The 26,207-nt window shown below is 69.1% G+C and carries 27 protein-coding genes; 10 read left to right on the forward strand and 17 right to left on the reverse strand.

Annotated features, from left to right (window positions below):
• Positions 1-204: 204 nt before the first annotated feature.
• The 9 genes from K9D12_RS13590 to ahpC all read right to left on the reverse strand — a co-directional run bounded on the left by K9D12_RS13590 (position 205) and on the right by ahpC (position 9,948).
• The gene (locus K9D12_RS13590) at positions 205-642 is read right to left on the reverse strand and encodes a MarR family winged helix-turn-helix transcriptional regulator (RefSeq protein WP_052946913.1); all 438 of its coding nucleotides are present in this window, start codon (positions 640-642) and stop codon (positions 205-207) included.
• Between the two features lie 76 nt (positions 643-718).
• A complete protein-coding gene (locus tag K9D12_RS13595; RefSeq protein WP_129666384.1) occupies positions 719-2,197 on the reverse strand; it encodes a long-chain fatty acid--CoA ligase in 1,479 nt (492 codons plus the stop codon).
• Positions 2,198-2,278: 81 nt separating this feature from the next.
• Positions 2,279-3,130, reverse strand: a complete 852-nt coding sequence (locus K9D12_RS13600) for a CPBP family intramembrane glutamic endopeptidase (protein WP_370633525.1) — start codon at positions 3,128-3,130, stop codon at positions 2,279-2,281.
• A gap of 49 nt (positions 3,131-3,179) precedes the next feature.
• Positions 3,180-3,344, reverse strand: coding sequence for a hypothetical protein (locus K9D12_RS13605; RefSeq protein WP_156170145.1), 165 nt, complete (start codon positions 3,342-3,344; stop codon positions 3,180-3,182).
• Positions 3,345-3,390: 46 nt separating this feature from the next.
• On the reverse strand, positions 3,391-4,869 hold the full coding sequence (locus K9D12_RS13610) for an amidase (RefSeq protein WP_047310789.1): 1,479 nt from the start codon (positions 4,867-4,869) through the stop codon (positions 3,391-3,393).
• 113 nt (positions 4,870-4,982) lie between these two features.
• On the reverse strand, positions 4,983-6,443 hold the full coding sequence (locus K9D12_RS13615) for an NAD(P)/FAD-dependent oxidoreductase (RefSeq protein ID WP_129666378.1): 1,461 nt from the start codon (positions 6,441-6,443) through the stop codon (positions 4,983-4,985).
• A gap of 29 nt (positions 6,444-6,472) precedes the next feature.
• A complete protein-coding gene (locus K9D12_RS13620) occupies positions 6,473-7,354 on the reverse strand; it encodes a hypothetical protein (protein ID WP_129666377.1) in 882 nt (293 codons plus the stop codon).
• Between the two features lie 212 nt (positions 7,355-7,566).
• Positions 7,567-9,117 carry an alkyl hydroperoxide reductase subunit F gene (gene ahpF, locus K9D12_RS13625; protein ID WP_129666375.1) on the reverse strand — a complete coding sequence of 517 codons (1,551 nt, stop codon included), beginning with the start codon at positions 9,115-9,117 and terminating at the stop codon, positions 7,567-7,569.
• A 267-nt stretch (positions 9,118-9,384) separates the two neighbouring features.
• Positions 9,385-9,948, reverse strand: coding sequence for an alkyl hydroperoxide reductase subunit C (gene ahpC / locus K9D12_RS13630; protein WP_047311193.1), 564 nt, complete (start codon positions 9,946-9,948; stop codon positions 9,385-9,387).
• A 269-nt stretch (positions 9,949-10,217) separates the two neighbouring features.
• On the opposite strand from ahpC, the gene K9D12_RS13635 reads away from it, so the two are divergent.
• Entirely contained in the window at positions 10,218-10,592 is a 375-nt protein-coding gene (locus K9D12_RS13635; protein WP_129666373.1) for a VOC family protein, read from the forward strand.
• Positions 10,593-10,722: 130 nt separating this feature from the next.
• Here K9D12_RS13635 and K9D12_RS13640 read toward each other — a convergent pair whose 3' ends face one another.
• Positions 10,723-11,247, reverse strand: a complete 525-nt coding sequence (locus tag K9D12_RS13640; protein WP_165357968.1) for a LysR substrate-binding domain-containing protein — start codon at positions 11,245-11,247, stop codon at positions 10,723-10,725.
• 77 nt (positions 11,248-11,324) lie between these two features.
• Here K9D12_RS13640 and K9D12_RS13645 point away from each other — a divergent pair, with 77 nt between their 5' ends.
• Positions 11,325-11,621, forward strand: coding sequence for a hypothetical protein (locus tag K9D12_RS13645; protein ID WP_205744919.1), 297 nt, complete (start codon positions 11,325-11,327; stop codon positions 11,619-11,621).
• Positions 11,622-11,734: 113 nt separating this feature from the next.
• On the opposite strand, the gene K9D12_RS13650 is transcribed toward K9D12_RS13645, so the two are convergent.
• The 3 genes from K9D12_RS13650 to K9D12_RS13660 all read right to left on the reverse strand — a co-directional run bounded on the left by K9D12_RS13650 (position 11,735) and on the right by K9D12_RS13660 (position 14,792).
• Positions 11,735-12,757 (reverse strand): metallophosphoesterase, encoded by a 1,023-nt coding sequence (locus K9D12_RS13650; RefSeq protein ID WP_129666369.1) that lies wholly within the window; start codon positions 12,755-12,757, stop codon positions 11,735-11,737.
• A 203-nt stretch (positions 12,758-12,960) separates the two neighbouring features.
• Positions 12,961-13,902: an ABC transporter permease gene (locus K9D12_RS13655; protein ID WP_223060501.1), complete on the reverse strand. Its 942-nt coding sequence runs from the start codon at positions 13,900-13,902 to the stop codon at positions 12,961-12,963.
• Positions 13,899-14,792 carry an ABC transporter ATP-binding protein gene (locus K9D12_RS13660; protein ID WP_047310794.1) on the reverse strand — a complete coding sequence of 298 codons (894 nt, stop codon included), beginning with the start codon at positions 14,790-14,792 and terminating at the stop codon, positions 13,899-13,901. The genes K9D12_RS13655 and K9D12_RS13660 overlap by 4 nt, the downstream gene beginning before the upstream one ends.
• A gap of 237 nt (positions 14,793-15,029) precedes the next feature.
• Here K9D12_RS13660 and K9D12_RS13665 point away from each other — a divergent pair, with 237 nt between their 5' ends.
• Positions 15,030-15,632, forward strand: a complete 603-nt coding sequence (locus K9D12_RS13665; protein ID WP_165357967.1) for a pentapeptide repeat-containing protein — start codon at positions 15,030-15,032, stop codon at positions 15,630-15,632.
• Positions 15,633-15,699: 67 nt separating this feature from the next.
• Here K9D12_RS13665 and K9D12_RS13670 read toward each other — a convergent pair whose 3' ends face one another.
• Positions 15,700-17,193 (reverse strand): CoA-acylating methylmalonate-semialdehyde dehydrogenase, encoded by a 1,494-nt coding sequence (locus K9D12_RS13670; RefSeq protein WP_129666363.1) that lies wholly within the window; start codon positions 17,191-17,193, stop codon positions 15,700-15,702.
• Positions 17,194-17,322: 129 nt separating this feature from the next.
• On the opposite strand from K9D12_RS13670, the gene recQ reads away from it, so the two are divergent.
• Entirely contained in the window at positions 17,323-19,200 is a 1,878-nt protein-coding gene (gene recQ, locus K9D12_RS13675; protein WP_370448537.1) for a DNA helicase RecQ, read from the forward strand.
• A gap of 6 nt (positions 19,201-19,206) precedes the next feature.
• Here the strand turns inward: recQ and K9D12_RS13680 are convergent, their stop codons facing one another.
• A complete protein-coding gene (locus K9D12_RS13680; RefSeq protein WP_129666361.1) occupies positions 19,207-19,704 on the reverse strand; it encodes a hypothetical protein in 498 nt (165 codons plus the stop codon).
• 120 nt (positions 19,705-19,824) lie between these two features.
• On the opposite strand from K9D12_RS13680, the gene K9D12_RS13685 reads away from it, so the two are divergent.
• Positions 19,825-20,349 (forward strand): type 1 glutamine amidotransferase domain-containing protein, encoded by a 525-nt coding sequence (locus K9D12_RS13685; protein WP_129666359.1) that lies wholly within the window; start codon positions 19,825-19,827, stop codon positions 20,347-20,349.
• 188 nt (positions 20,350-20,537) lie between these two features.
• Here K9D12_RS13685 and K9D12_RS13690 read toward each other — a convergent pair whose 3' ends face one another.
• Complete coding sequence (locus tag K9D12_RS13690; protein WP_129666356.1) at positions 20,538-20,960, reverse strand: NUDIX domain-containing protein; 423 nt, start codon at positions 20,958-20,960, stop codon at positions 20,538-20,540.
• 30 nt (positions 20,961-20,990) lie between these two features.
• Here K9D12_RS13690 and K9D12_RS13695 point away from each other — a divergent pair, with 30 nt between their 5' ends.
• Together K9D12_RS13695 and K9D12_RS13700 are read left to right on the forward strand one after the other, a co-directional pair.
• On the forward strand, positions 20,991-22,181 hold the full coding sequence (locus tag K9D12_RS13695; protein ID WP_118914739.1) for an alpha/beta hydrolase: 1,191 nt from the start codon (positions 20,991-20,993) through the stop codon (positions 22,179-22,181).
• A 157-nt stretch (positions 22,182-22,338) separates the two neighbouring features.
• Positions 22,339-23,640 carry a hypothetical protein gene (locus K9D12_RS13700; protein ID WP_225911314.1) on the forward strand — a complete coding sequence of 434 codons (1,302 nt, stop codon included), beginning with the start codon at positions 22,339-22,341 and terminating at the stop codon, positions 23,638-23,640.
• Positions 23,641-23,720: 80 nt separating this feature from the next.
• On the opposite strand, the gene K9D12_RS13705 is transcribed toward K9D12_RS13700, so the two are convergent.
• Entirely contained in the window at positions 23,721-24,836 is a 1,116-nt protein-coding gene (locus tag K9D12_RS13705; RefSeq protein WP_205744917.1) for a DUF2332 domain-containing protein, read from the reverse strand.
• Positions 24,837-25,146: 310 nt separating this feature from the next.
• Between K9D12_RS13705 and K9D12_RS13710 the strand changes: the two genes are divergently transcribed.
• The 3 genes from K9D12_RS13710 (at position 25,147) to K9D12_RS13715 (ending at position 26,143) form a co-directional block, all read left to right on the forward strand.
• Positions 25,147-25,506 (forward strand): GNAT family N-acetyltransferase, encoded by a 360-nt coding sequence (locus tag K9D12_RS13710; RefSeq protein ID WP_225911315.1) that lies wholly within the window; start codon positions 25,147-25,149, stop codon positions 25,504-25,506.
• An 11-nt stretch (positions 25,507-25,517) separates the two neighbouring features.
• The gene (locus tag K9D12_RS14985; RefSeq protein WP_225911316.1) at positions 25,518-25,685 is read left to right on the forward strand and encodes a GNAT family N-acetyltransferase; all 168 of its coding nucleotides are present in this window, start codon (positions 25,518-25,520) and stop codon (positions 25,683-25,685) included.
• Between the two features lie 290 nt (positions 25,686-25,975).
• The gene (locus tag K9D12_RS13715) at positions 25,976-26,143 is read left to right on the forward strand and encodes a hypothetical protein (protein ID WP_165357966.1); all 168 of its coding nucleotides are present in this window, start codon (positions 25,976-25,978) and stop codon (positions 26,141-26,143) included.
• Positions 26,144-26,207 lie beyond the last annotated feature (64 nt).

The following is a 26,207-nucleotide window of genomic DNA, read 5'->3' on the forward strand; positions in this document are numbered from 1 at the left end:
CCCCCCCCCCCCCCCCCCCCCCCCCGCCCCCCCCCCCCCCCCCCCCCCCCCCCCCCCCCCCCCCCCCCCCCCCCCCCCCCCCCCCCCGGGGGGCGCCCCCCCCCCCCCCCCGCCGGGCGGGCGCCCCCCCCCCCCCGGGGGGGGCCCGCGCCCCCCCCCCCCCCCCCCCCCCCCCGCGTCGTGGTGCTGTGATGCGTGACGGTGTCAGCGCCGTCCGTTGCTGTTGCGCTGTGCTGTGAGGCCACGGTCGAGGATGTCGAGGGCCGCGTCGAGGGTTTCCAGCTCGTCCTCGGTGAACCCCTCGAGCAGCGGGACGACGACCTCCGCACGCGCTGCGCGCGCTTCCATGAGCACCTCGCGGCCCGCCTCCGTCATCGACACGAGCGTGGCGCGCGCGTCACGCGTGTCGGCGGTGCGCGAGACGAGGCCGAGTGCCTCGAGGCGCTGCACCTGCGTCGTCATCGTCGGCTGTGAGGAGTTGTCCGCAACGGCCAAATCACCGATGCGGGACGGGCCGAGATCGTTCATCAGGGAGAGCAGACGCAGCTGGGCCGCCGGCGCAGGCAGTTGGGCGCGGCGAGTGGCCCACCGGTTGAGTCGGGCCACGATGAGGAGGAGATGGTCGCCACGCGAACTGGTCATGCCGTCCATGATAGTTCGCACGCGAACGCCACCGCAGGGCTCTTCGAGAGTCCGACGGTGGCGTTCGCGTGGAGGGTCAGCTGCGCAGTTCGCGCTTGAGGATCTTGCCGGTGGCGCCCTTCGGCAGCGCGTCGATGAACGTGACGGTGCGCGGGTACTTGTAGGCGGCGACGCGGGCCTTCGCGAATTCCTTGACGTCGTCCTCGGAGAGCGACGAGCCCGGCGTGCGCACGACGAAGGCTGCGATCTCCTCGCCGTAGTGCTCGTCGGGCACACCGACGACGGCAACCTCGGCGATCTCCTCGTTCTCGTAGAGCGCTTCCTCGACCTCGCGCGGGTACACGTTGTACCCGCCGCGGATGATCATGTCCTTGGCGCGGTCGACGATGAAGAAGTAGCCGTCCTCGTCCTGGTGGGCGAGGTCACCGCTGAAGAACCAGCCGTCGCGGATGGCCTCGGCCGTGGCGTCGGGGCGATTCCAGTAGCCCTTCATGAGCAGGTGGCCGCGAATGGCGATCTCGCCGACCTCACCCTGGGCAACGGGCTTGCCGTCGCTGTCCGCGACGATCATCTCGACGCCTTCGATCGGCGTACCGATCGAACCGGGCTTGCGCTCTGCGTTCGGGTGGTTGAACGACGCGACGGGCGAGGTCTCGCTCAGGCCGTAGCCCTCGAGGACCGTCGCCTCGAAGCGCTGCTCGAACTTCTTGAGCACCTCGACGGGCATCGCCGAACCGCCCGAAGCGCAGGTGCGCAGCGACGACATGTCGTAGTCGTCACGGTTCGCGGCCGCGGCGAGCATCGCCTGATACATCGTGGGCACGCCCTGGAAGATAGTCACCTTGTCGCGGCCGACGACGTCGAGCGCCTTGTTCGGGTCGAAGCGCGGGATGAGCGTGAGCGTGGCGCCCGTGGCGACGGAGGTGTTGAGGCCGCACGTGAGGCCGAAGACGTGGAACAGCGGCAGGCAGCCCATGATGACGTCGTCGGAGGTGATCGCCATGAGCGTGCGAGCCGAGACCTCCTGGTTGATGTCGAGCGAGCGGTGCGTGAGCTCGGCGCCCTTCGGGCGGCCGGTCGTGCCGGAGGTGTAGAGGATGACGGCGGTGTCGTCGTCGGCGCGGTCCACGACGTCCGGCGTCGGCTCGAGCGCACCGAGGACGCCCTGGAGCTGATCGGCACCGACCTCGACGTACTCGACGTTCTTGTTGGCCGCGCCCTTGGCCGATTCGCCGCCCATGCCGAAGACGAGCTTCACGCCCGCGTCCTCGAGGTAGTACTCGACCTCGCGCGCCATGAACAGCGGGTTCATCGGCACGAGGACGGCACCGGAACGCCACACGCCGTAGGCGATGACGGGGAAGGCGGGGACGTTCGCCAGGCTCAGCGCGACGCGGTCACCGGGCTCGATGCCGTGGTCGCGCAGGAAGGTGACGACGCGCTGCGTGGCGTCGTCGAGCTGCTGCCAGGTGAGGGTGAAGTCGTCGAGCCTGATGGCGGCCCCGTCGGGCAGCTTCTGCGCCGTGCGCACGAGGTTGTCAGCGAGGTTGGTCATGAACGTGAGCTTAGTCACTTCGCGCCGTATTGAGCAATGATCAATAGAGGTTCGTACCGTCTGTTCGCGGAGTGAAACGGGTCAGAGCCAGGAGACGTGTGGCTTGAGCAGCGCATACCCGACGAACGAGACGATGTCGAGGATCGTGTGGGCCACGACGAGCGGCATGACACGGCGCGTGCGGGTGTAGAGCCACCCGAAGATCAGGCCCATGACGACGTTGCCGACGAACCCGCCGATGCCTTGGTAGAGGTGGTACCCACCGCGGATGAGCGCACTGACCACGATGACCTTCGTGCGCCCCCACCCCGCCTGCGACCACCGCGTGAAGAGGTAGCCCACCATGACGACCTCTTCGAGCAGCGCGTTCTGCACAGCCGCGAGGACGAGGACGGGCACGACCCACCAGTGATCGGAGAGGCCCGACGCGACGACGGTCGTGTTGAGGCCCGCAGCACGGGCGCCGAGGTACAGCGCGAGGCCGGGCAAACCGATTACGGCGGCGAGCAGCGCGCCGAGCACCGCGTCGGGGCCTTTGCGCGTGCCGTCGAGGCCGATGAACCCCAGCGGGTTGCGCATCGAACGCCCGAGGAGGTGGGCGGCGAGCGCCGCCGGTACGAGGGCGAGCGCAATGCCGATGAACTGGCTGAGGGCGTCGAGCCACTCGAGCGACGAGCGGGACGCGTTGAGCGTGGAGGTTTTCGTGCTGAGCGACGTGCCGGCGGCGCGGGCCTCGAGCGCCTTGCGCAGCAGCGAGATGGTCGACCAGATGGCGCTTGCACCGAGGCTCACGAGGAGAACGAGCCAGGTCTCGGTGAGCACCTGACGTCGAGTGAGCGCCGCACGGGGACACAACGGTGGAACGGCCAGCACGGACCCGGGCCAACGAACGCCCCGGCCCTTCGTCTGTGCGAGCGAGTCGGGGGTCGTCACAGCAGCACTCTCGAGATCGCTTTCGAGAGTGCCATCGGGGCGCGCGGGGTCAGCGTCCGTCGGACTCATCGCTCGCGGTGCGGCTCGTGTCGTCGGGAAGCTCGTCACCGTCGACGTCGGGGCCGACGCCCTCGTCGAAGTCGACGTCGCCGTCCTCGTCGAGCTGGTGGACGGGCGCTTCGTCGTACGGGTCGTTGTCGAAGTCGTCGCTCATGGCGTCATCCTTGCAGGCGCCCCCGACAGGGCGGGCCGGTGAGTGGTCAGACGGTGTCGAGGCGGCGGAACGGCTGCGCCTTCTCGACCTGCAGCGCGAGACGCAGCAGGGTGTTCTCGCCACCGCCTCGCCCGGACACCATGACGCCCACGGGAAGGCCGTCGGCCGTCGCGCCGAGCGGGAGGCTGATGGCCGGGGCGCCCGTCGCGTTGTGCAGCGGGGTGAAGCAGCAGTACTTGAGTACGCGCTCCATGTGCGTCTCGAAGTCGAGGTCGCCCGCGAGGTGCCCGATCTCCGGCGTGATGTGCCCGAGCACCGGCGACAGGACGACGTCCGGGCCCTTGGCCATCTGTCGGTCGTAAACCTTGCTGCTCGCCTGCAGGCGCGAGAGGAAGACGGGTGCGTGCGCGAGGCGACGCTTGCCGCGGCGTGCAAGCCCCAGCGTGAACGGGTCGAGCTTGCTCGCGTCGAAATCCTTGTGGAACAGGCGCTTTCCGCCCGCTGCCGTGTTGTACGCGAGGAAGGCCCAGTAGTCGAGGAAGTCCTCCTGGAAGCTCGCCGGGATGTTCGGCTCCCACTCCTCGACGTGGTGACCGAGCTCGCCGAGCAGCTTCGCGGCGCCCTCGACGGCAGCGCGCGTGTCGGCGTCCGACGGCGGCGCGAAAGGGCTGTCGACCATGACGCCCACGTGCAGCGGAGCCTCCAGCTCGGGGTTCGCGCTGACGCCGATGGCGGGCAGCTTGCGGTTGCGGCGCACCCGCTCGGCCTCCTCGAAGAAGGTCACCGTGTCGCGCACTGTGCGGGTGAGAACCGAGTCGGCGACGATCTTGACCGGCATGGACGCCGCGCTTTCGCCGAGCACGAGGCGTCGTCGCGTCGGCTTGAGACCGACGAGGCCACAGGCCGCGGCAGGAATGCGGATGGAGCCACCACCGTCGTTGCCGTGCGCGATCGGCAGGGCACCCGACGCGACGAGGGCCGCGGCGCCACCGGACGAACCGCCCGAGGAGCGGCTCGTGTCCCACGGGTTGCGGGTGACGTCGTCGCCCGGACGCTCCGTCGTCGCCGTCCAGCCGAAGGGGGGCATCGTCGTGGTGCCGATCGGCACGAGGCCGGTGGCGAGCATCTGTGTGGCGATCTTGCCGCTGCGGCGGTTGCTCACGCGCGGCATGGCCTGTGAGCCCTGCGTCATGGGCACACCCGCAACAACGATGTTGTCCTTGAACGCGCTCGGCACGCCGCGCAGACCGGCGCCGTGCTTGTCGTGAACGCCGCCGCTCAGGCCGGAGTCGATGCGGCCGGCGCGCTGACGGGCCCGCTTCGCGTCGAGGAACTCGAGGGCGTTGAGGACGCCGTCGACCTTTTCGACACGTGCCAACGCGGCTTCGACAGCTTCGCTCGCGCTCACCTCGCCGGCCGCGATGGCGGCGGCCAGCCCCGTGGCGTCGTGCGTCCCGAGCGCGTCGTCACCGAACGCGTGCACGCGCTTCGCCGTCGTCTTGCTCGTGTCTGCCTGCGTCGTCATCGTCGTCCCCTTGCACAGAGTCGGCTGGTGGTCGCGGTAGCCCGAGTGGGCCGCCCAAGAACCCCAGTCTCGCGCGTCGAGGCGCCTCGGGTGGGCGCTTCGGGCAAGGAAAGCTACTTTCGCGTAACTGACGGCGCGAGGGACGGCGCCTCGACGCCGTGGTCGGCGAGCAGTGTGCGCGCGGCATGCCAGCCGCTCATGCCGTGAACGGCCGGGCCGGGCGCCGTCGCGCCGGAGCCGAGATAGACGCCGTCGAGCGGGGTACGCCAGGGCGCGGTCGACACCACGGGTCGCTTCACCATCTGCGCGACGCTCACCGCGCCGCCCGCGAAATCGCCCCCGGCGAAGTTGGGGCTCACCGCCTCGGCGAAGTCGGTGGCCCGCGTCGCGACGCTCGCGAGGACGAGGTCGGAGAAGCCCGGCGCGTACTCCTCGACGGCGCGTGTGACGAGGTCGGTGGCGTCGAGATTGCTGTCGTGAGGCACGTGGAGGTAGGCCCAGAACGTCGCCTTTCCCTCCGGTGCTCGGGTGGGATCGACGACGCTCGGCTGCACCGCAAGGACGTACGGACGCTCGGGCACCCAGCCGCGAGCGACCTGCCGTTCGGCTAGAGCGATCTCGGCGCGCGTTCCGCCGAGGTGGACTGTGGGCGCCTCGCCGAGACGGGCATCAGCCCACGGCACCGGCCCGGCGAGCGCGAAGTCGACCTTGCTCACACCGCGCCCGTGCCGGTAGCGGCGCAGGGCCCGCGCGTACTTCGCGGGCAGGCGTTCTCCGGTGAGATCGAGGAAGGCGGGTACACCGACGTCGAGGACGCAGGCGTCGTACTCGTCGAGTTCGTCGAGGTCTGTCACCCCGCGATCGAGCACGATGCGTCCACCGTGCGCCTCGAGATCGGCCGCGAGAGCGTCGACGATGGCCTGTGAGCCGCCAACGGGAACGGGCCACCCGGCCGCGTGGGCCGTGGCAGCAAGGAGGAGCCCGCCGCCGGCGAGCGCCGGGCTGGGGTGTCGGCCGATGGCGTGAGCCGCGCAACCGGTGAGCATAGCGGGCGCGATCCCCTCCGCGAACCGGGCGTTCCAGGCGGGGGTGCCGGCCTCGGCGACGCGGGCGGCAAAGATCGTGGCGGCCACCGGGTCGCGCGGCACGCGAAGCAACGAGTTGAGCATGAGATCGACCGTTCCGGCGAGGTGGTCGACGACCGGCCCGAGGAAGGCTCGGTACGCGCCGCCGTCACGGCCGATCGCGTCGGCGGCCCGGTCGAGATCGCGGTACCCGAAGCCGCTACGGCCGTCGGGCAGCGGGTGGGCGAACGACATCTCCGGGACGGCGATGTCGATGCGGTCGGCGAGCCCGAAGGATTGGAAGAAGGGGCTTGCGAGCGCCATCGGGTGCACCGCGCTCGCGAGGTCGTGCCGAAACCCGGGGAGGGTGATTTCGCGGGTGGCGGCTCCCCCACCGAGCCAGGCGTTACGTTCCAGGACGTCGACGGCGAGGCCGGCGCGCGCGAGCGTCACGGCAGTGGCGAGGCCGTTGGGCCCCGACCCGACGACGGCGACCCGGCTGATGCTCATGGCGTCAGGATGTCAGGTCGCGAGGGTGTTCACCGACGGCGGATGATCTGGGTGGCGTCCGGGTCGTCGGGGTCGCTCGACTCCGGGGAGTACGGGCTCTCCGGGTCGAGATGGCGGCCGGTCGGCATCGCGCGGGTGCGTCCGTCGTCGTCGCGCAGACCTCCGCGTGACGGCCGTGGTTGCGTCGCGGTGTAGCCGTCGTCCTCGTACCAGCGGGTCGAGTTGGGGCGGTCGTCGAAGTCGGAGAACTCGTCGTAGCGCACGGCGTCGGGCTCACCGCCACCGAGCGGGAGGTCGGCCTGGGCGGCGGGCGTCGCTGCTGCGGGTTCGCCGTACAGCGCGGCGTCCTTGCGCTCGCGACGGGCGCGCGCCTTGCCACGGAAGAAGCGGTAGATGCCGACGAGGAGCGCGAGCGCCGCACCGATGAGCAGCCCGATGGCGAGACCCGTCCAGTTGTCGACGACGTCCTGGCTCGAACAGCTGCGCTTGAGCTCGGGGTAAAGATCCTGGATCGTCTCGATCCCCGGTGGGAGCGCGAGGAGGAACGCGATGCCGAGGAACTTGCGCCAGAATCCGTCGAGGAGCATGACGCCGACACCGGCGGGGAAAAGCAGCCAGACATTCGGCGGCCGGGAGCCGGAGCTGAACCAGTAGTCACGGGCGAGCGGGCGCCAGATCGACCAATCGCACCCCGCCGCCGGGATCCCGAAGTAGTCGTTCTTGACCGGGCTCAGCGTGACGACGGCCGCGACGACGAGGCACCACACGACGAGCGCGAAACCGACTCGGTCGGCGTGCGAGCGGCGTCGGGCGAAGAGGAAGAAGGACACCAGCGCGAGGAATGCTCCGACGACGATGGCCGGGCCCGTCCACGGCAGGGCCTTGAGGATGAGGCGGAACTGTTCGAGCATGCGTTACGCCTCCTGGCCGTGCGTGTCGGGATGTTCACCCGGTTCCCGGGAGACAGGCCACGGTAGCAACGACGCGTGACCTTCCCGTTATGCGGCGCGCGGGGTGGGCGTCATCAATCACGCACGAAGGGCCGAAGCCTTCCCTTCTTGTGCGCAAGCGGTGTGCTTGGGCACACGAGGGGAACGTTTCGACCCTTGTGGTGCGGGCTGCGTCAGACGCGGATGCTCGCGTCGAACGCGCCGAGCGCGGCCGTGGCGCCGGAACCCTCTGCGACGACGATCTGCTTGTAGGGCTCGGTCGTCGCGTCGCCGGCGGCGAAGATCGCCGGGTCGGAGGTGCCGCCGCGGGCGTCGACGACGATCTCCTTGCGCTCGTTGAGCTCGACGACGCCGTCGAGGAACTCGGTGTTCGGCAGGAGACCGATCTGGACGAAGACGCCTTCGACGTCGAGCTTCTTCGTCTCCCCGCTCTCGCGGTCGGTGTACTCAAGGCCGGTGACGGCCTTGCCGTCGCCGAGAACCTCGGTCGTCGCAGCGGACATGACGATGTCGACGTTCGGCAGCGACTTCAGCTTGCGCTGCAGCACCTCGTCGGCGCGCATGGTGTCGAGGAACTCGAGCACGGTGACGTGGCCGACGACGCCGGCGAGGTCGATGGCGGCCTCGACGCCGGAGTTACCGCCGCCGATGACGGCGACCTTCTTGCCCTTGAACAGGGGGCCGTCGCAGTGCGGGCAGAACGTGACGCCCTTGTTGCGGTACTCCTCTTCTCCGGGCACGTTCATGCGGCGCCAGCGGGCGCCGGTGGCGAGGATGAGCTGCTTGGCACGCAGGGTGGCGCCGGTCTCGGTCGTCACCTTCTTGAGGTCGCCGTCGTCCTCGATGCTGGCGACGCTCTGGCCCTTCATGACGTCGATCTCGTACTCGTGCAGGTGCTGGTCGAGCGCCGCGGCAAGCTTGGGGCCCTCGGTGTACGGCATCGAGATGAAGTTCTCGATGGCCATGGTGTCGAGCACCTGGCCGCCGATGCGGTCGGCGACGAGGCCGGTGGAGATGCCCTTGCGTGCGGTGTAGACCGAGGCCGCCACACCGGCGGGGCCACCGCCGACGACGAGGACGTCGAAGGCGTCCTTGGCGCTGAGCTTCTCGGCGGCCTTGGCGTCTGCGCCGGTGTCGAGCTTCGAGATGAAGTCCTGGATCGTCATGCGGCCCTGACCGAACACGTCGCCGTTGAGGTAGACCGTCGGCACGGCCTTGATGTCGCGCTCTTCGATCTCGTGCTGGAAGGCGCCGCCCTCGATGGCGATGTGGTGGATGTTCGGGTTGATGACGCTCATGGCGTTGAGCGCCTGCACGACGTCGGGGCAGTTCTGGCAGGAGAGCGACATGTACGTCTCGAAGCGGAACTCGCCTTCGATGTCGCGGATCTGCTGGGCCTGCTCGTCGCTGATCTTGACGGGGTGGCCGCCGACCTGGAGGAGTGCGAGCACGAGCGAGGTGAACTCGTGGCCGAGCGGCAGGCCCGCGAAGTGGACGCCGACATCGGTGTCGCGGCGCGCGATTTCGAAGGAGGGGCGGCGCTCGTTCTCGTCGGTGCGCGAGTAGGAGACGAGGTCGTGGAGTGCCTCGATCTCCTTGAGGAGCTCTTCGGTCTGCTTGGACTTGTCGGAGTCGTCGAGGCTGGCGCGCAGTTCGACGGGCTCGCGAAGGTTGCCGAGCAGCTGCTTGAGCTGGGCGGTCATGTTCTGGTCGAGGACGGCCATGGGGTGCCTCCTGGGAGTTGGACGGGCGTCGCTCGCACGTCACGACGTGAGGCGAGCGGGGAGTCGGGTCGGGAGTGGGAGTCGGCGAGAACCTGGGGGGCCTTCTCGCCGGCTTCCACCCGCGGCCCGGGGGACGGGGGTGGCGGCGGGCGCGGAAGGGGTGAACGCGCCCGTCGTCACCGGCTTGGGGTGCGCGATGAGCGAGCCGCGAGGCTGAGAGCCCGAACTTGCGAGGATTCAGCCCCGCGGCTCCGCGAATCGCAACGGTCAGATCTTGCCCACGAGGTCGAGCGAGGGGGCCAGCGTGTCTTCGCCCTCTTCCCACTTGGCGGGGCAGACCTCGCCCGGGTGGTTGCGGATGTACTGGGCGGCCTTGACCTTGCGGACGAGCTCGGCGGCGTTACGGCCGATGCCCTCGGAGGTGACCTCGGTGAACTGGATGACGCCGTCGGGGTCGACGAGGAAGGTGCCGCGGTTGGCGAGGCCCTCGTCTTCGCGCAGGATCTCGAAGTTGCGCGAGATCTGGAGCGTCGGGTCACCGATCATGGCGTAGTTGATCTTGCCGATCGTCTCGGACGAGCCGTGCCACGCCTTGTGCGTGAAGTGGGTGTCGGTGGAGACGGAGAAGACCTCGACGCCGAGCTTCTGCAGCTCGTCGTAGTAGTCGGCGAGGTCGCCGAGCTCGGTCGGGCAGACGAACGTGAAGTCGGCCGGGTAGAAGAAGAAGATGCTCCACTTGTCGGCGACGTCGGCCTCGGAAACCTCGACGAATTCGCCCTGCTTGAAAGCGGTGGCCTTGAACGGCTTGATGGTCGTGTTGATGAGCGACACGTCATGCTCCTTCGCGTTGGGGATCGGCGGCGAGCGTGGCGCCGCCGCAAGCATTCCTTAACTGGAATGACTCCACTTTAGCCTATCTGGTCGCCCTGTCCAACAGCGGGCCGCGTGAACATCGCGTGAACGACCCGCCCCCCTCGCGGCGCGCCCCGAGTTCTCAGGCCGACGGCTGTGTGCACATCTGCGATTCACGGTCACATTCGTTCGCGACGGCGTGGTCGAGTCGCGACCATCTCACCGTCCGACCGTGGCAACCTGGGGCCATGACGACCCACGAGCACACCCACCCACTTCGCGGCGTCATGATCTTTGCGCGAGACCCGGAGACGTCATGCCGGTGGTACGCCGAGCGCGTCTTGCGCGTGGAATCGACTGCCGTGCAGGTTGATTCGGGGTTCTGGTTCGTCGAGGTCGATGGTGCCGAGATCGGCTTCCACCCCGCCGACGTCGAGCGCAACCCGTTCGGTACCAGCGTCGTTGCCTACTTCGCGACGGACGGAGTCAGCACCCATCGCGAGGCGCTTCTCGATGCGGGAGCCGAGCATCATCGGGGGCCGCTCACGATCGGCGGCGGGCGCAGCATCTGCCAGCTCGTCGATCCGTTCGGCGGAGTCTTCGGCCTGGACGGCCCGCCCTGACGCCCAGCGCGTCCGAACATCGTCCGGAAACGCGTCAGGCACGACGCGTTCTCGGGCAATGAGCGCCGCACAACCGTTCACTGCAGGCCCTCACGATCGACGCGCCGTCGAGACACGGCTCAACCTTTCGTCACGCGATCCACGACAGGCCGAGCAGCGTCTGCACGACCTCCTCGACGGCGGCCGGGCGCGGCGGTGCGCCGTACGTCGCGCCGTGCAGTTCTCGGCCCGCACCGACAACGGAGTGCGTGACGACGCCTGGGTTGCGGTGGCCCGCGAGCGCGAGTGCAGACAGCAACGTCACCCCGAAACCCGCTGCCACGAGAGCTTGTACGGCGACGACGTCGTCACTGGCGAAGCCGATGTCGGGCTCGATTCCGACGGAGGCGCACAGGTCGAGCAGCCCTGTGCGCCAGCGCTCGCAGCCCGCGATCCACCGGTCGTCGGAGAACCTTCGCAGTTCTTCCGGCCGCAGGCCCGTCGCTTCCCGCTCGCCGGAGGCGCGCCCCTCCGCGATCGTGCCGCCAACCGAACGAGATGGTTCGACGAGGTGCAACGCGTCCCACCCGAGGTGCTCAACGGTGACGTCGTCATCGAAGTGCTGCCCGGAATAGGCGAACGTGATGGCGACGTCGACCTGCCCCGAGCGCAGCAACGCGGCGGCTTCCGGCGGTTCGACCTCGACGATGTGAGGCGGAAGTCTCCCAAGAGGCCAACACCCGCGTCAGCGGGTTGGCCACGGGATGCGCCTTCGCCACGCCGCAGAGCGTCCTGCGCGGCTCGCGCGGCACGGCAGGCAATGTCGGACTCGCCGCGTTCGAACTCGTGCCGGACGACGCCATCGACGACGCCGCGCACCTGCTCGCCACCCACGCCCACCTGCTCGCCGAGGGCGCCGCAGCTGCGTCACTCGCAGGGCTGCGTGCTCGTCAGAAGCGGGACGGGGAAGCGCAGGGCGGTTCGGTCGCCGTCGTCGTCACGGGTGGCAATGTCAGCACTGACGAGTGGAAGCGGCCCGCGAGCCGGTGACGCGTCCCTCGACGGAGCGCCCCAGGCCATGGGAGCGAAACACCCTCGGTGGGAGCGTTGCGACGCTCCCACCGAGGGTGTCCTGCTCCCGTCGGCGCAGATGCTCCCGTCGGTCAGCCGGCCTGCGTCCGGTAGGGGACGCGGCTCCACTCGAGGACTGCGGGTGAATCGGTCACACTCACCTTGAGCCAGCCCTTGTTGTTGTCCGAACCGTCCACCGTGATGCGGGTGAGGTTGTTCGCGCTGACCTTGACGCCGTAGAACGAGAGCCACCGCGAGCCGCTCGCCAGCGGCCGGTCGCTGGTGTAGACGTGCGAGTCCCCGTTGATGAGGTAGACGGGGCCATGGAACGCGTTCGACTGCTTGACGAGTTCGGCGACAAGTGGCGTGAACGCCGTGTTGTTCTCGTGCGGCACGTCGTACGTCGGGTCAAACATGTCCGCCTGGAGAGAGACCGCGACGGCGCGGGACTTGTGCTTCTTCGCGTCGGCGAACGTCGAGCGCAGCGCCGCCAGGTTGGTGTTCATCCGCGCCTTCTGCTCGGCAACCTGCGCCGGCGTCGCCGCCTTCTCGCCGATACCGGTCCACGGCGCGAGGTCGTCGTTCGACCCGACGACGTGCAGCGCGGCGAAGCTCACCTTCGCCTTGCGCCACGTCACGATCTCCGGGAAGGCGCGGTTGACGCCGTCGATGTGCTGGGGGCGCCCGTTCGTCGTGTTGTTCTTCGCGAAAAACGTGGAACGGACGGCAGAGAGGCGCTCCAAGGGGTTGTACGAGCCGTTGTTCGGGCGGTGGCAGTCGGTCCACTCGTTGTCGCCGGGGGTGTAGACGAGCGGGTCGCGGAAACGGTCGAACTGCTTCTTGATCGAGGCGAAGTAGCTGTCGTCGCAGCGCGTCGAGCCGTTCTTGATGTCGCCGACGTGCTGAACGAGTCGCACGTCGGGGTCGGCGTTGATCTCGTCGACCCACTTCGGGAACGCCTCGATCTGCGCCTGGCCGTAGGGGACGTCACCGATGACGGCGAAGGTGTAGCCCGCATGATGCTTCGCGCCGTCAGAGGCCGCAACCGCCTGAGTGGGAGCCATGCCTGCGAGGCAGGCGAGAGCAGCAAGGGCGGCCGGGGTGCGATGTTTCACGTGAATCCTCCAAGTCAAGGTGCGGGCAGCCCCTGCATCCCACGCCTCCGACCTGACGACGGCGAGTCGCCGGCGCGAACGGAACATGAACGACTCGGGCGATGGGAGCGAAACACCCTCGGTGGGAGCGCCGTGACGCTCCCACCGAGGGTGTTTTGCTCCCGTCGGCGACCGAGGCCCGCCGGACGGTCAGTCGACCTGGGTCAGGACGACTTCACCTCGCGCTTGTTGAGGCGGATGAATCCGATGACCATCGGAACCACGAGCCACAGCACGTGCGCGACGGCGAACTTCGCCCACCCTTCGTTCGACATCGTGCCGTTGTAGAGCGGCTGCGTCGTGAGGTTGAGGTCGATCCACTCGCCGACCTTGCGCATCGTCTCACCGAACGACGTCACGATGCTCACGAGGATCGGGATGAACAGGTACGAGCAGATCGCGGCCGGGGTGTTCTGGAACGCCAGACCGAACGCGATACCGATCGAGACGGCGATGAGCTGCGCGAGCCCGTTGCCGCCCACCGAGCCCCACGACATCGACCAGTTGGCGTCGTGACCGAACACGGCCTGCGCGATGAAGGTCGTCAACGCGCCGATGGCGAAGGCGAACGCGATTGAGAGCGCACCGAACAGCAACCCCACGGCCCACTTCGCGAGGACGACACGGGAGCGTCGCGGCTCGAGCGTGAACGTGACGAGCGCCGTGCGCTGCGACCACTCACTCGTGACGGTGAGGATGCCCAGGATCGGCAGGAGGAAGCCCATCGGGATGCCTGCGGCGGCAACGAAGTTGCCGAACTCCGGCGACGTCCGACGCCCGTTCACCATCACGGCGACGGACGCGATGATGATGAGGACGCCCATGGCGATGAGGAGCCACTTGCCGGCGCGCGTGTCGATCATCTTGCGCATCTCGACGGCGAAGAGGCGCCCGAAGGAGACCGGGGACGTGCGTCCCTCGTCACCGAGTCGGCTTGGCAGGCGTGATTGGGTCGGAGCGCCGCTGCCCTGCTGGGGGGTGAACTGCGCGCCCTGAGGAGCCTTCTGGGGCACCTGCGCGCCCGGGCCGCCCGCCATAGCGGGCTGCTGCTGCGGCGGGTAGTGCCCTCCGCCCTGCGGCTGGTTCGGGTTCATGGGGGTGCTCATCGCGCAACCTCTCGGGAGTCGGCGGCGGTCAGGTTGAGGAACATCTCTTCGAGGCCGGAGCCGCCGGCCTGGCCGAGCTGGACGAGGACGATGCCGTTCGCGGCAGCGACCTTGCCCACCTCGATGGGTTCGGCCGGCGTGTGGATGCCGGTCTGCGTGCGCTGCACGGGAATGTTCGCGGCCTGCAGCGCGGAGGCGAGGGCAGCGTCGTCGGTGCTGTGGGCGTTGGTGCCCGCACCGCGCAGCAGCTCCTGCTTCGTGCCCTGACGCACGATGCGGCCGCGGCCGATCATGACGAGGTCGTCGGCGATCTGCTCGACCTCGTGGAGCAGGTGGCTCGACAGGAGCACGGTGCCGCCACGCTCGGCGTAGGAGCGCAGGAGGCCACGCATCCAGCGGATACCGGCCGGGTCGAGGCCGTTGGCCGGCTCGTCGAGGATGAGCACCTCGGGGTCACCGAGCAGCGCGTGCCCGATGCCGAGGCGCTGACGCATACCGAGCGAGTAGTCGCCCACGCGACGCTTCGCCTCCGGCGGCGTGAGGCCGACGACGTCGAGAATTTCGTCGACGCGGTCGGTGCCGAGGCCCATCGTCTTGGCGCCGAGCGTGAGCACCTCACGGCCGGTGCGTCCGGCGTGCTGAGCACTCGCGTCGAGCAGGACACCGACGTGGCGTCCCGGGTTCGTCAGTTCGTCGTACTTCTTTCCCAGGATGGTGGCGTGGCCGCTCGTGGGCGGCGTCAGCCCCGTCATCATGCGCATGCACGTCGACTTACCGGCACCGTTCGGGCCGAGGAAGCCGGTGACTCGGCCCGGCTCGGCCTTGAAGGTGACGTTGTCGACGGCCACGGTTCCCCCGTAGCTCTTGGTCAACGCCTCTACTGTGATCATGCTTCAAACCCTAGGCACCTGACGCTGCGTGAGCCCTGAGGGACATCCCCCATTTCGACCCTTCGCCGAAAATTCATCCTCAGGGTGGACACGGCGTCATCCTCAGGGTGGACATCCGTGGGGCCGGCGGGTCGTTCGAGGGTCGCAGCCGGGATGACGGCGGCGCCTTCCGTCCGGGGCTGAGTTTCGGCGAGGCCTCTGCCGGGGTTGTCGGAGCGACGAGACACAATGCGTGGCATGGCCGACGACACCGCACTCACCAAGAACGAACGCTTCGTCGAAGTGGACTTCTACGACACCGATCTCGACGGCCGACGCTTCATCTCCTGCCGCTTCAACGGCTGCGACTTCACGGAGAAGACGATGGCCGCCACGGTGTTCGAAGGGTGCGCGTTCTTCAACTGTCGGTTCAACGACGCGCAGCTCGAGCAGGTCGCGTTCACCGGGTGCACGTTGAGCGACTGCGGGTTCTTCATGGCGACGCTCGCCGGGTGCAAGCTCTCGGGTTCGACGTTCGCCGACTGCTCGTGGACCCACGCCGTCGTCCGCGGTGGGCAGTGGCCGATGGTGACGATGCGCCAGGCGAAGCTCGACGGGCTCGACCTGTCGGACGTGCGCTTGGCCGAGGCCGATCTCAGCGAGTCGTCACTCAAGCGCGTCGTCTTCGACGACGCCGACCTCACGGGCGCGACGCTGCGCGGCTGCGACCTGCGCGAGGCGGACCTGCGCGGCGCGAGGGTCGACAGCGTCAACCTCGCCGGGGCCCGCTTCGGCAACACACGGATGGACGTCGACGGGGCGCTGGTCGTCGCAGTGGCGCAGGGCATCGTCATCGGTTGAGAGACGACGCCCTGGACACGTGTCGTCGCACGAGCGGACGTTCCACCCGTGCGACGACAGTGCTCACTCAGTGCGTCGGGAAGCCCAGGTCGACCTGGCTCTCGGTCGGCTCCGGCCAGCGCGACGTGACGACCTTGCGGCGCGTGTAGAAGTTGAACGCCTCGGGGCCGTACATGTGTGTGTCGCCGAAGAGCGACTTCTTCCAGCCGCCGAAGCTGAACGAGCCGACCGGCACGGGGATGGGCACGTTGACGCCCACCATGCCCACCTCGATGGCGTACTCGAACTCGCGCGCGCTCTTGCCGTCACGCGTGAAGATGGCGACGCCGTTGGCGAACTGGTTGTCGTTGACGAGCTTCACGGCCTCCTCGAAGGTGTCGACGCGCACGACCGACAGCACGGGCCCGAAGATCTCCTCGTCGTAGACCTTCATGCCGGGCCGCACGTTGTCGACGAGGCTCGTGCCGATGAAGAAGCCGTCGCCGTCGAAGGTCTTCTCGCGGCCGTCGACGACGACCGTGGCCCCCTCACCGGCGGCGCCCTCGACGTAGGAGGCGACGCGGTCACGCGCCTCGGCGGTGATGAGGGGGCCCATTTCCGAGGCTTCGTCGGTGCCGTCGCCGATGGTGAGCTTCTTCATGCGCTCGGCGATCTTCTCGACGAGCGGGTCGGCCACCTCGCCGACGGCGACGAGGACGGAGACCGCCATGCAGCGCTCGCCCGCGGAGCCGTACGCGGCGGAGACGGCGGCGTCAGCGGCGCCGTCGAGTTCGGCGTCGGGCATGACGACCATGTGGTTCTTCGCGCCGCCGAGTGCCTGAACCCGCTTGCCCTTGCCCGCTGCTCGCTCGTAGATGTACTGGGCGATGGGGGTGGAGCCGACGAAGGAGACGGCCGCGACGTCGTCGTGATCGAGGATGCCGTCGACGGCTTCCTTGTCACCGTTGACGACGTTGAGCACGCCGTCGGGAAGACCGGCTTCGCTGAACGCCTCGGCTAGCCAGAGGGCCGCTGAGGGGTCGCGCTCGCTCGGCTTGAGGATGACGGTGTTGCCGGCGGCTATCGCCGTCGTCACCATCCACAGCGGCACCATGGCGGGGAAATTGAAGGGCGTGATGCACGCGACGACGCCGACGGGCTGGCGCACGGAGTGAACGTCGACGCCTGTCGAGATCTGCTCGGAGTAGTCGCCCTTGAGGTGGTGCATGAGGCCGGCGCAGAACTCGACGTTCTCGAGGCCGCGCGTCACCTCGCCGGCGGCGTCGGAGACGACCTTGCCGTGCTCACTCGTGATGATGCGGGCGAGTTCGTCGCTGCGCGCCGTGATGATCTCGCGGAGGTTGAACATGACGGCGGTGCGCTTCGTCAGACCCGTGTCGCGCCAGCCGGGCAGCGCGGCGCGGGCGGTCGCGACGGCCGTGTCGAGTTCGCCGGGCGACGCGAGCGCCACCCGTCCGGTGACCTGGCCGGTGGCGGGGTTGAACACGTCGCCCTCGCGACCCGATTCCCCTGCGACCCGTGCTCCGTTGATCCAGTGCCCGATCTGCGTGACGTCTGCCATGTGAGCGCTCCCTTCCTCGTCGTTTCGACCCTATGACGGGGCAGTGCGGGCGCGGGGCGAGCGCAGCGACCGAAATCCGCGTCGTCCGGGCGCCAGCGCGCCGAGGGGCTCCCCCGTAGGCTGGCCGCGATGTCCCACCAGAGCGAGCCCGACGCCATGCCTGCCGCGAACACCCCTCCTGCTGCACCAAGCGCTGCCCGCGAGGTGCTGCAACGCGTGTGGGGGTACGACGACTTCCGCGGTGATCAGGCGGCCGTCGTCGACGAGCTCATCGCCGGGCGCGACGCTCTCGTTCTCATGCCGACCGGTGGCGGCAAATCGCTGTGCTACCAGGTGCCTTCGCTCGTGCGGGAGGGGACGGGCGTCGTCATCTCGCCGCTCATCGCGCTCATGGCCGACCAGGTGGACGCCCTCTCGGCCCTCGGCGTGCGCGCCGGCTTTCTCAACTCGACGCAGCTGCCCAACGAGCGGGCGGCCACCGAGCAGGCCCTCCTCGCGGGCGAGCTCGACCTGCTCTATCTCGCGCCCGAGCGACTCCTCGTGCCCGAGACGCAGCGGCTGCTCGACAACGCGCGCATCGCCCTGTTCGCCATCGACGAGGCGCACTGCGTGTCGCAGTGGGGCCACGACTTCCGGCCCGATTACCTGCGGCTGTCGATGCTGCACGAGCGCTGGCCCGGCGTGCCGCGCGTCGCCCTCACCGCCACGGCCACCGACGCCACGCGCCGCGAGATCGCGACCCGCCTCGAGCTCGAGGACGCGCGGCACTTCGTTGCCGACTTCGACCGGCCGAACATCACGTACCGCATCGTCGCGAAGGATTCGCCGCAGCAGCAGCTCCTCGCGTTCCTGCAGGCGGAGCACGCGGGAGACTCCGGCATCGTCTACTGCCTTTCGCGGGCGTCGGTGGAGAAAACGGCGGCGTTCCTCGAGAGCAAGGGCATCCCGGCCCTGCCGTACCACGCGGGCCTCGATCGCCAGGTGCGCGCGGCCAATCAGTCGCGCTTCCTGCGCGAGGACGGCCTCGTCATGGTGGCGACGATCGCCTTCGGCATGGGGATCGACAAGCCCGACGTGCGGTTCGTCGCCCACCTCGACCTGCCGAAGTCGGTGGAGGGCTACTACCAGGAGACGGGGCGCGCGGGACGTGATGGCCAGCCGTCGACGGCGTGGCTCACGTACGGGCTCGCCGACGTCGTGCAGCAGCGCAAAATGATCGCGACGAGTGACGGCGACGCCGCGCACCAGCGCAACCTGGGGCGCCACCTCGACGCAATGCTGGCGCTCTGCGAGACCGTCACCTGCCGACGCGAGCAGTTGCTCGCCTACTTCGGGCAGCCGGGCACCGGCCCGTGCGGCAACTGCGACACCTGCCTCGAACCGCCGAAGACGTGGGACGGCACTATTCCGGCACAGAAGCTGCTGTCGACGGTCGTCAGGCTCGACCGACGCGGGCAGCGTTACGGCTCAGGCCATCTCATCGACATCCTGCTCGGGCGCGAGACAGAGCGTGTGGTGAAACTCGGCCACACCGACCTCACGACATTCGCTATCGGCACCGAACTCGAGGAGCGTGGGTGGCGCGGCGTCGTTCGGCAACTGCTGGCGGCGGGCCTGCTCGACGTCGAGGGCGACTACGGGATGCTCGGGCTGACGGAGGCGTCGGGCACGGTGTTGCGCGGGGAGCGTCAGCTCGCGATGCGCACGGAGCCGGAGCGACGCAAGACCCGATCGAGCTCCGGTGGTGGCAAGAGTGCGAAGGCGACTGCCGATCTGACGGGCGCCGAGGCGGAACTGTTCGAGCAACTGCGCGCGTGGCGCGCCGCCACGGCGAAGGAGCAGGGCGTGCCCGCGTACGTCGTGTTTCACGACGCCACGCTGCGGGCCATCGCGACAGCGGCTCCGACGACGATCGTCGCGCTCGGAAAGATAAGCGGCGTGGGCGCCGCAAAGCTCGACCGCTACGGTCCGGGAGTGCTCGAGACGGTGGCGGCGGCCACCAGCTGACGCGGCTCAGGCCCGCGCTGCTGTTTTCGCTGTCTCCCAGCCACCGAAATGCTGACGGACGGCCGCGCCGCTCGGGCGTTTCGCACCTTCGGACGAGCGCGCCTTCGCCCACACGATGTACTGCGCGAACGAATCCGACGTCACGGATCGGTTGTCGCCATCCGCTGCAGCGTCAAGGAATTCGGCGACAGCGGAACGGTAGTCGTCGTCGCTGAACGAGCCGGTTCCACGGGTTCGGCCCGAGTTCGTCGTGAGGCCGAGGCTCGTCATGGCCGTACTCCACGAGCCGTTGCCCAGGCGCTTCATGAGGGTCTGCGATGTCGGCGGCCAGATCGCAACGCCCGGTTTCGCGACGATGCGCTTCTCTGCAAGGTAGTCGGCCCGGGCCGAGTCGTACTGCGCGGCCGACAGCGAACGCTCCCCCGGCGTCGGCGGCTGCCCGACGGCGCGCTCGTGAAGGAGGCGGTAGGCCGCCTCCGGGGTCTCGTCACCGTCTGCATTCACCGTGCCATTGTGCGCCGCCCGCCCGCGATGCAGAGCGCTCGCCCCGCACGACCGCGGCCGCCCGCAACTCCACCCGTGCGGGCGTTGGCGTGCCCCGCACTGTCCAATTACGTTGGAGACATGGCAAAGATCGCTTTTCTCACCGCATCCGAAGGCATCGAAAAGGTCGAGCTGACCGAGCCCTGGAAGGCCGTCACCGACGCCGGTTTCACCGCCGAACTGCTCTCCCCCGAGAGCGGCGAGGTCCAGCTGTTCAACCACCTCGACAAGGCTGACACGCAGAAGGTCGACATCGAGGTGTCGAAGGCGAACGTCGACGACTACGCCGCGCTCGTGCTGCCCGGCGGCGTCGCCAACCCTGACGCGCTGCGCCTCGACGAGGACGCCGTCACCTTCGTCAAGAACTTCGTGGCGTCGGGCAAGCCGGTCGCCGCGATCTGTCACGCACCGTGGGTGCTCGTCGAGGCCGACGTCGTGCGCGGCAAGCGCCTCGCGTCGTTCCCGAGCCTGCAGACCGACATCCGCAACGCCGGCGGCGAGTGGGTCGACGAGACGGTCGTCGTCGACGGCAACCTCATCACGAGCCGCAACCCCGACGACCTGCCCGCGTTCAACAAGGCCATCCTCGACGCGGTCAAGGCCTAGGCCTGACTCCGCGCTGAGAACCCTGACGACGTCGGTGCCACCCGCTACTGTCGCGGTGTGCGCGCCGGCGTCGTCATGCGCGCTCCGCGAGAGGTGGGCCTGCAGGTGCTTCATCTCGACCGCCATGACACCCATCTCGAGTCGCCACGCATCAGCACCTTGCGCGATCTCCCGAGGCTTCTGGATGGTCAGTCGAAAATCGCCGGGACGGCGTTGAACTGAAGCATTGGCGCCAGCAGGACGCCGGGCGGCGGGGTGCGCAGTTCGGCCTCGGTGAACCAGCGCAGCTCGTCGATCTCCGCCGCGACGGCAGGCACCTGCGTCAGGACGCCGCGGTAGGTGAAGACGTGCGACTCCAGTGCGTGGCCCGGCTCATTGGCGGCGTCCGACGAGAAGCGGCCGAGGGCGTCGAGGTCGTCCGGTGTGACGTCGAGCCCCAGCTCCTCGTCCACCTCGCGCGCCGCCGTGTCGATGAACTCCTCGCCCGCCTCCGGCTTCCCGCCGGGCAGCATGAACCGCTCCGTGCCGCGCTTGCGGACGGTCAAGACGCGCCCCTCGGCGTCCCGAAAGACGACGGCGGCAACCCGGATCAACAGCGAATTCGAGGACATGCACCGAGGCTATCCGGCACAGTGAAACCCATGGCCGAGCGTCCTTCCACCCCGTACCGTCCCTCCGCAGCCGAACGCGCCGAGCGTCGCGCCTTCGAAGCGCTCCTCGCGCTCCCGAAGTCGGCGCGCAAACGCGCCGCAGGGCGCCCACACGTCGTCGACGGCGGCGCCCTCGACCCCGACATCGCGACCGGCCTCAAGGTGCTCGGCCGCGTCGGCGGCAAGGAACTCGACGAGCGCACCGTCGACGACGCCCGCACCGCCCTTGCCGCCGAATCCTGGATGTTCGCAGGCGAACCCGCCGACGTGGCGTCGGTCGAACAGGTGACGATCGACGGCGCAGCGCACGGCGCCGACGGCGACATCCCGGCTTTCCTCTACCGCCCGAACCCCAGCCCCGTCACCGTCGTGGGCAAGCACGCCGACGCCGCCCGCACTCCCGGCACAGCCCGTCCCTGCGTCGTCTACTTCCACGGCGGCGGCTGGGTGCTCGGATCAGCGCAGACCCACGACGCCGTGGCCCGCGCCCTGTGCGCCGACGGCGAGGTCATCGTCCTCAACGTCGACTACCGCCGCGCCCCCGAACACGTCTTCCCCGCCGCGGTCGACGACGCCGTCGCCGCCTTCCGGTGGGCCCACGCCAACGCCGAACGCCTCGGCATCGACCCGGAGCGCATCGCCGTGGCGGGCGACTCCGCGGGCGGCAACCTCTCCGCCGTCGTCGCCCAGGAAACGACGCGCCACGGTGGCCCCAAGCCCGCCCTGCAGATGCTCTTCGTGCCCGTCACCGACCTCACGCTGCCGCGCTCCGACAGCTACGAGCGCTTCTCCAGCGGCTACTTCCTCACCCGCGCCAACATGGACTGGTACGAGGCCACCTACCTCACCGGCAGCCCGACGCTCGGTGGGAGCAGCGACGTCGATATCGACGCTCTGCGCGCCGACCCCCGCGTCTCCCCGCTGCGCGCCACCGACCTCGACGCGCTCGTCGCCGCGGGCCTTCCCCCGGCCTACGTCGCGGTGGCCGGGTTCGACCCGCTGCGTGACGAGGGCATCGCCTACGCGCGGATGCTCGAGCGCGCCGGCGTCGCCACCACCCTGCGGGTCCACACCGACGCCGTGCACCCGTTCATCAACATCCTCGCCACGGATCTCGGACGCCGCTGCATGGCCGAAGCCGTTGGCGCGATGCGGACGGCGCTCGGCGTCGACCCCGCCTGAGCCACCTCCTCACTGGGCAGACTTTCCTGCCGTTGGGTCGTCACAGACACTGCCCAGCCGCAGGAAAGTCTGCCCAACCCGTTTTCGGACGCTCCGCGGCCAGGTGGCATCACCGCCGGAGTGAGAACGGTTTTCATTATGAGTTAGTGTTCCATCCATGAACACCACAACGCATCTGCGCGCACTCGCCCTGACGGCCACCGCAGCCGTCGCCCTCTCCGCCTGCGGCAACTCGACCTCGTCCGCCGGGTCATCGACCACCGCGACGGCGCCCGTCGGCAGCAACGAGAAGGAGGCCGCCACCGTCAACCCGCGCGTGCTCCTCTCGCACGACCAGGGCCTCACGCTGCTCGACGCCGAGACCGGCAAGACGCTCAAGGAAACGAAGAAGCCCGGCTTCCTGCGCCTGTCGAACGCCGGGGACGGTCGGCACATCATGGTGAGCGACGCCGACGTCTTCCGCGTCTTCGACATGGGAATCAGCAGCCATCCGCACGGCGACCACAAGCACAACTACACGTACGAGCCCGGCCTCGCCGAGCGGACGTTTGCCGCGCCGAAGGCCGGCCACGTCGTGCCACACGCCGGCAAGGTGTCGCTGTTCTCCGACGGCGCGGGCACGATCCAGACGCTCGACGCCGACCAGGTCGGCTCGAAGACCGTCGAACCGCACACGGCGAAGACGAAGGCCCCGCACCACGGTGTCGCCATCGCGCTGCCCGACGGCACGATGGTGCACACCGAAGGCACGAAGGACGCGCGCAAGAGCATCGTCGCGACGAAGAACGGCAAGGAGATCGCCCGCACCGACGACTGCGAGGGCGTCCACGGCGAGGCGGCACCGCACTCCGAGGGCGACGACGTCGCCGTGTTCGGCTGCGAGAGCGGCCCCGTCGTCTACCGCGACGGCGACTTCCACAAGGTGAAGGTGAGCGGGTACGTGCGCAACGGCAACCTGGCCGGCTCGCACGAGTCGCCCATCGTGCTCGGCGACCACAAGACGAAGAAGATCGACGACGAGAACGCCGAGGCCGAGCACCCGACGAAGGTGGCGCTCATCGACTCGCGCAACGATTCACTCACCACGGTCGAGCTGGGCTCGTCGTACTGGTTCCGCTCCCTTGCGCGCGGCCCGGAGGGTGAGGGGCTCGTGCTGACGTACGACGGCAAGGTCAACGTCATCGACGTCGAGACCGGCAAGGTGACCAAGCGCATCGACGCGATCAAGCCCTGGAAGGAGAAGGCGGACTGGCAGGAGCCCGGCCCGGCCATCAAGGTCGCCGGCGACAAGGCCTACGTCACGGACGCGGAGAACAAGGAACTCGTCGTCATCGACCTCGAGAGCGGCAAGGTCGCCAAGCGCATCTCGCTCGCGAACACTCCGGTCGAGATAGCTGTAGTCGACGGTGTCGCCGAGGCGCCGGCCCACAAGGAAGCACACGAGGGCCACGCGCACTGACGGGCGGCGCCGGCCGGTGATCCGTCCGCTGGCTCGGGACGAACTGGGGTCGTCCCGAGCCGGCGCCGGTCACCTGGCACTCACCCAGCGAGGAACTCGATGGCCTGACCGTGCGGCCCGACGAGGGCGCGGGCGACCCCGTCGACCGCAAGAATGAAGCGCCCCGCCGGCACCTCAACGCCCTCCGGCACCGTCTCCGCAATGCCTGGCATGACGCCCGGGCCCTCGTTGCTGATCCACGTGAAACCACCCGGCCGCGAGGCGATTTCACGCATCCGGTCGGCGAACTCGGCTCGGGTGGCCTCGTCGGTGTACGCGAGCACGGCGGAGTGGAACAGCACGAGAGGAAGCTCGTCTGGCACCTGGCGCAGCAGCTCGTCGAGGTCGTCGACGACGTCACCCCTTACGACAACCGGCCGCTCGCCGGGGTGCGTGCCGAGGTGGCCGCGCACCGTGGCGATGCACCCGCGCAGTCGCTCGGCCCGCGTCGTCTGCCCGGGCCAGACGAGCGCCTCGAGCCAGCGAGCGTTGTCGCGCGCCTTCGCGGAATCGCTGAGGACGTCGAGGGGGTTGAGGTCGAGGCCGCCGCGCCAGGCGACGAGGGGTAGGCCCATCGGGAGGTCGAACTGCGCCCCGGACACTGCGGTCGCGAGTTCAGGCGAACCCGCACCGACGCGATCGGCAACCCCGTCGGCCGCATCGAAGCGGTAGGCATAGAGGTCGGGGAAGAGCGCCAGCCCCGCCGAGCAACCCACCTCGACGAGAGCGATCGGACGACCCTGAGCCGCCCCGACGACGAAGGGCAGGAGGGTGGCGCAGCGTCCGGCTTCGTTGGTCTGCGTGGCGCGCCCACGGACGACGCGCTCGACGGCGTCCCAATGTTCGACCATCCACGTGACGAAGGCATCCGCGCCGGTTTCGGGCGCATTCAGGTAGCGCGCCGCACCGAGCACGAGGTTGGGCTGACGCTTGGCGGCAGGGAGCGTTTCGATGCGTGCGAGCAAGGTGTCGTCGCGAGCGATCGCACCCGAAACTTCCTCGTAGAGAGGAGAATTGCCGCGAGCTTCTCGTTCACCGAAGCGGGCGTAGGCAAGGCGCGTCTCGGCTTCCAGGCCTGTCATCTGCGTGATGCCCTGCCGCTGCGCGTCCGCCTCACTCACGTGCACTCCCGTGGCCTCGGGCCGCTGACCGTCCATGGTGAACCTCCTCCGTTTCCCTGATCGTGCACCCGCAGACCTGGACGATCCAGATCCGCCATCGCGCAAGAAGGGCGCTTCTTGCCGCCGGAGCAACGCCGTGTGGGCGGCGCCTCAGACAGGGTGACTTCTGGCAGAGGGGCTGATAACGGCGGCGCGCGGCCGGCGTGGGCACCCTGCCTTGAAGGTGCGGGCGCCGTCACCCCCAGCGACCCATACGGCGACGAGTCTCCAGCTGCGACACGGAGAGCCCACCGCGGCGTCCCGCAAAGGGGATGCCCCGACGACCCGTGCGAGCCACACTGGTCGCATGCTGCCTCGGAAGGTCACTACGGCGGAGTCTGGGCGGGTGCGCCTGCGTCCGTGGCGACTGGACGACGTCGGGGTCGTCCAGTCCGTCGCCGACGATCCACTCATCCCCCTCATCACGAGTGTGCCGGCATCGGGAACGCTCGCGGATGCCGAGGCTTTCGTTCGCCGTCAGCAGGGCCGTCTCGACAAGGGCGTCGGTTACGCCTTTGCCATCGCGCTGCGCGAAACCGACGAGGCAGTGGGGCACATCGGACTGTGGACCCAGCATCTCAACGAGGGCCGTGCGACGACCGGCTACTGGATGGCTCCCTCTCACACCGTGGCAGCGGTCTGCTCACGGAAGCCCTTGGGGTACTGAAGGATTGGGCTATGGCACATGAGGAGATCGCCCGACTCGACCTTTTCGTCGAGCCGTGGAACGAGGGCTCTTGGCGCGCCGCTGAGACGTGCGGGTTCGTGCGCGAGGGACTCCTGCGCAACTGGCAGCGTGTGGGCGACGAACCGAAGGACATGTTCGCCTACGCGATCACACGCTGAGCGAGCCTTTCCGGGACGCTGGATGGCTTGTTCGGCCGAAGATGCTGCAAACGTTCGACGCATCTTCGGCCAAACGCGCCACCCCCGTCGCGCCCCCTCGAATCGTGCTGCCGACGCTTGGTGTGATTGATTCCTCGTAGAGCGAGCAGCCGATGACGCACTCAGCGCCCCGCTCACGATCCCCCTTCCGCGCACCGCGCGATCTCGGATCACGTCACATCACCGCTGGGACCACTCGTACCGCGAACCCGCGACGCCGCGACTGCCCAGCCCACTCGAAGGATTTTCGAATGACTGGTGCCAACCCGTTCAGCCCCACCGTCGTCACGACCGCCGAGACGGCGGACGCTGGTCGCGAAGCCGCGATCACCCCCGTCACGCCGTACGACACTCTCTGCGCGGACGCCACCCGCCCGGCCGCGTTCAACCTCACGTTCCGCGAGCCCACCGCCGCCTGAGCAGCATCCCGCGAGACACAGCAGGGCCGGTCACACCTCAGGTGTGACCCGGGGGGTATAAAAC

It is taken from the genome of Dermacoccus sp. Tok2021 (assembly GCF_019895135.1).
Taxonomy (GTDB): domain Bacteria; phylum Actinomycetota; class Actinomycetes; order Actinomycetales; family Dermatophilaceae; genus Dermacoccus; species Dermacoccus abyssi.

What these genes read in the sequence shown, in the direction of transcription:
- K9D12_RS13590 (WP_052946913.1), bottom strand. Translation starts at nt 642, where the DNA reads ATGACCAGTTCGCGTGGCGACCATCTCCTCCTCATCGTGGCCCGACTC.
- K9D12_RS13595 (WP_129666384.1), bottom strand. Translation starts at nt 2,197, where the DNA reads ATGACCAACCTCGCTGACAACCTCGTGCGCACGGCGCAGAAGCTGCCC.
- K9D12_RS13605 (WP_156170145.1), bottom strand. Translation starts at nt 3,344, where the DNA reads ATGAGCGACGACTTCGACAACGACCCGTACGACGAAGCGCCCGTCCAC.
- K9D12_RS13610 (WP_047310789.1), bottom strand. Translation starts at nt 4,869, where the DNA reads ATGACGACGCAGGCAGACACGAGCAAGACGACGGCGAAGCGCGTGCAC.
- K9D12_RS13615 (WP_129666378.1), bottom strand. Translation starts at nt 6,443, where the DNA reads ATGAGCATCAGCCGGGTCGCCGTCGTCGGGTCGGGGCCCAACGGCCTC.
- K9D12_RS13620 (WP_129666377.1), bottom strand. Translation starts at nt 7,354, where the DNA reads ATGCTCGAACAGTTCCGCCTCATCCTCAAGGCCCTGCCGTGGACGGGC.
- ahpF (WP_129666375.1), bottom strand. Translation starts at nt 9,117, where the DNA reads ATGGCCGTCCTCGACCAGAACATGACCGCCCAGCTCAAGCAGCTGCTC.
- K9D12_RS13635 (WP_129666373.1), top strand. Translation starts at nt 10,218, where the DNA reads ATGACGACCCACGAGCACACCCACCCACTTCGCGGCGTCATGATCTTT.
- K9D12_RS13655 (WP_223060501.1), bottom strand. Translation starts at nt 13,902, where the DNA reads ATGAGCACCCCCATGAACCCGAACCAGCCGCAGGGCGGAGGGCACTAC.
- K9D12_RS13660 (WP_047310794.1), bottom strand. Translation starts at nt 14,792, where the DNA reads ATGATCACAGTAGAGGCGTTGACCAAGAGCTACGGGGGAACCGTGGCC.
- K9D12_RS13665 (WP_165357967.1), top strand. Translation starts at nt 15,030, where the DNA reads ATGGCCGACGACACCGCACTCACCAAGAACGAACGCTTCGTCGAAGTG.
- K9D12_RS13670 (WP_129666363.1), bottom strand. Translation starts at nt 17,193, where the DNA reads ATGGCAGACGTCACGCAGATCGGGCACTGGATCAACGGAGCACGGGTC.
- recQ (WP_370448537.1), top strand. Translation starts at nt 17,323, where the DNA reads ATGTCCCACCAGAGCGAGCCCGACGCCATGCCTGCCGCGAACACCCCT.
- K9D12_RS13685 (WP_129666359.1), top strand. Translation starts at nt 19,825, where the DNA reads ATGGCAAAGATCGCTTTTCTCACCGCATCCGAAGGCATCGAAAAGGTC.
- K9D12_RS13690 (WP_129666356.1), bottom strand. Translation starts at nt 20,960, where the DNA reads ATGTCCTCGAATTCGCTGTTGATCCGGGTTGCCGCCGTCGTCTTTCGG.
- K9D12_RS13695 (WP_118914739.1), top strand. Translation starts at nt 20,991, where the DNA reads ATGGCCGAGCGTCCTTCCACCCCGTACCGTCCCTCCGCAGCCGAACGC.
- K9D12_RS13700 (WP_225911314.1), top strand. Translation starts at nt 22,339, where the DNA reads ATGAACACCACAACGCATCTGCGCGCACTCGCCCTGACGGCCACCGCA.
- K9D12_RS13705 (WP_205744917.1), bottom strand. Translation starts at nt 24,836, where the DNA reads ATGGACGGTCAGCGGCCCGAGGCCACGGGAGTGCACGTGAGTGAGGCG.
- K9D12_RS13710 (WP_225911315.1), top strand. Translation starts at nt 25,147, where the DNA reads ATGCTGCCTCGGAAGGTCACTACGGCGGAGTCTGGGCGGGTGCGCCTG.
- K9D12_RS14985 (WP_225911316.1), top strand. Translation starts at nt 25,518, where the DNA reads ATGGCACATGAGGAGATCGCCCGACTCGACCTTTTCGTCGAGCCGTGG.
- K9D12_RS13715 (WP_165357966.1), top strand. Translation starts at nt 25,976, where the DNA reads ATGACTGGTGCCAACCCGTTCAGCCCCACCGTCGTCACGACCGCCGAG.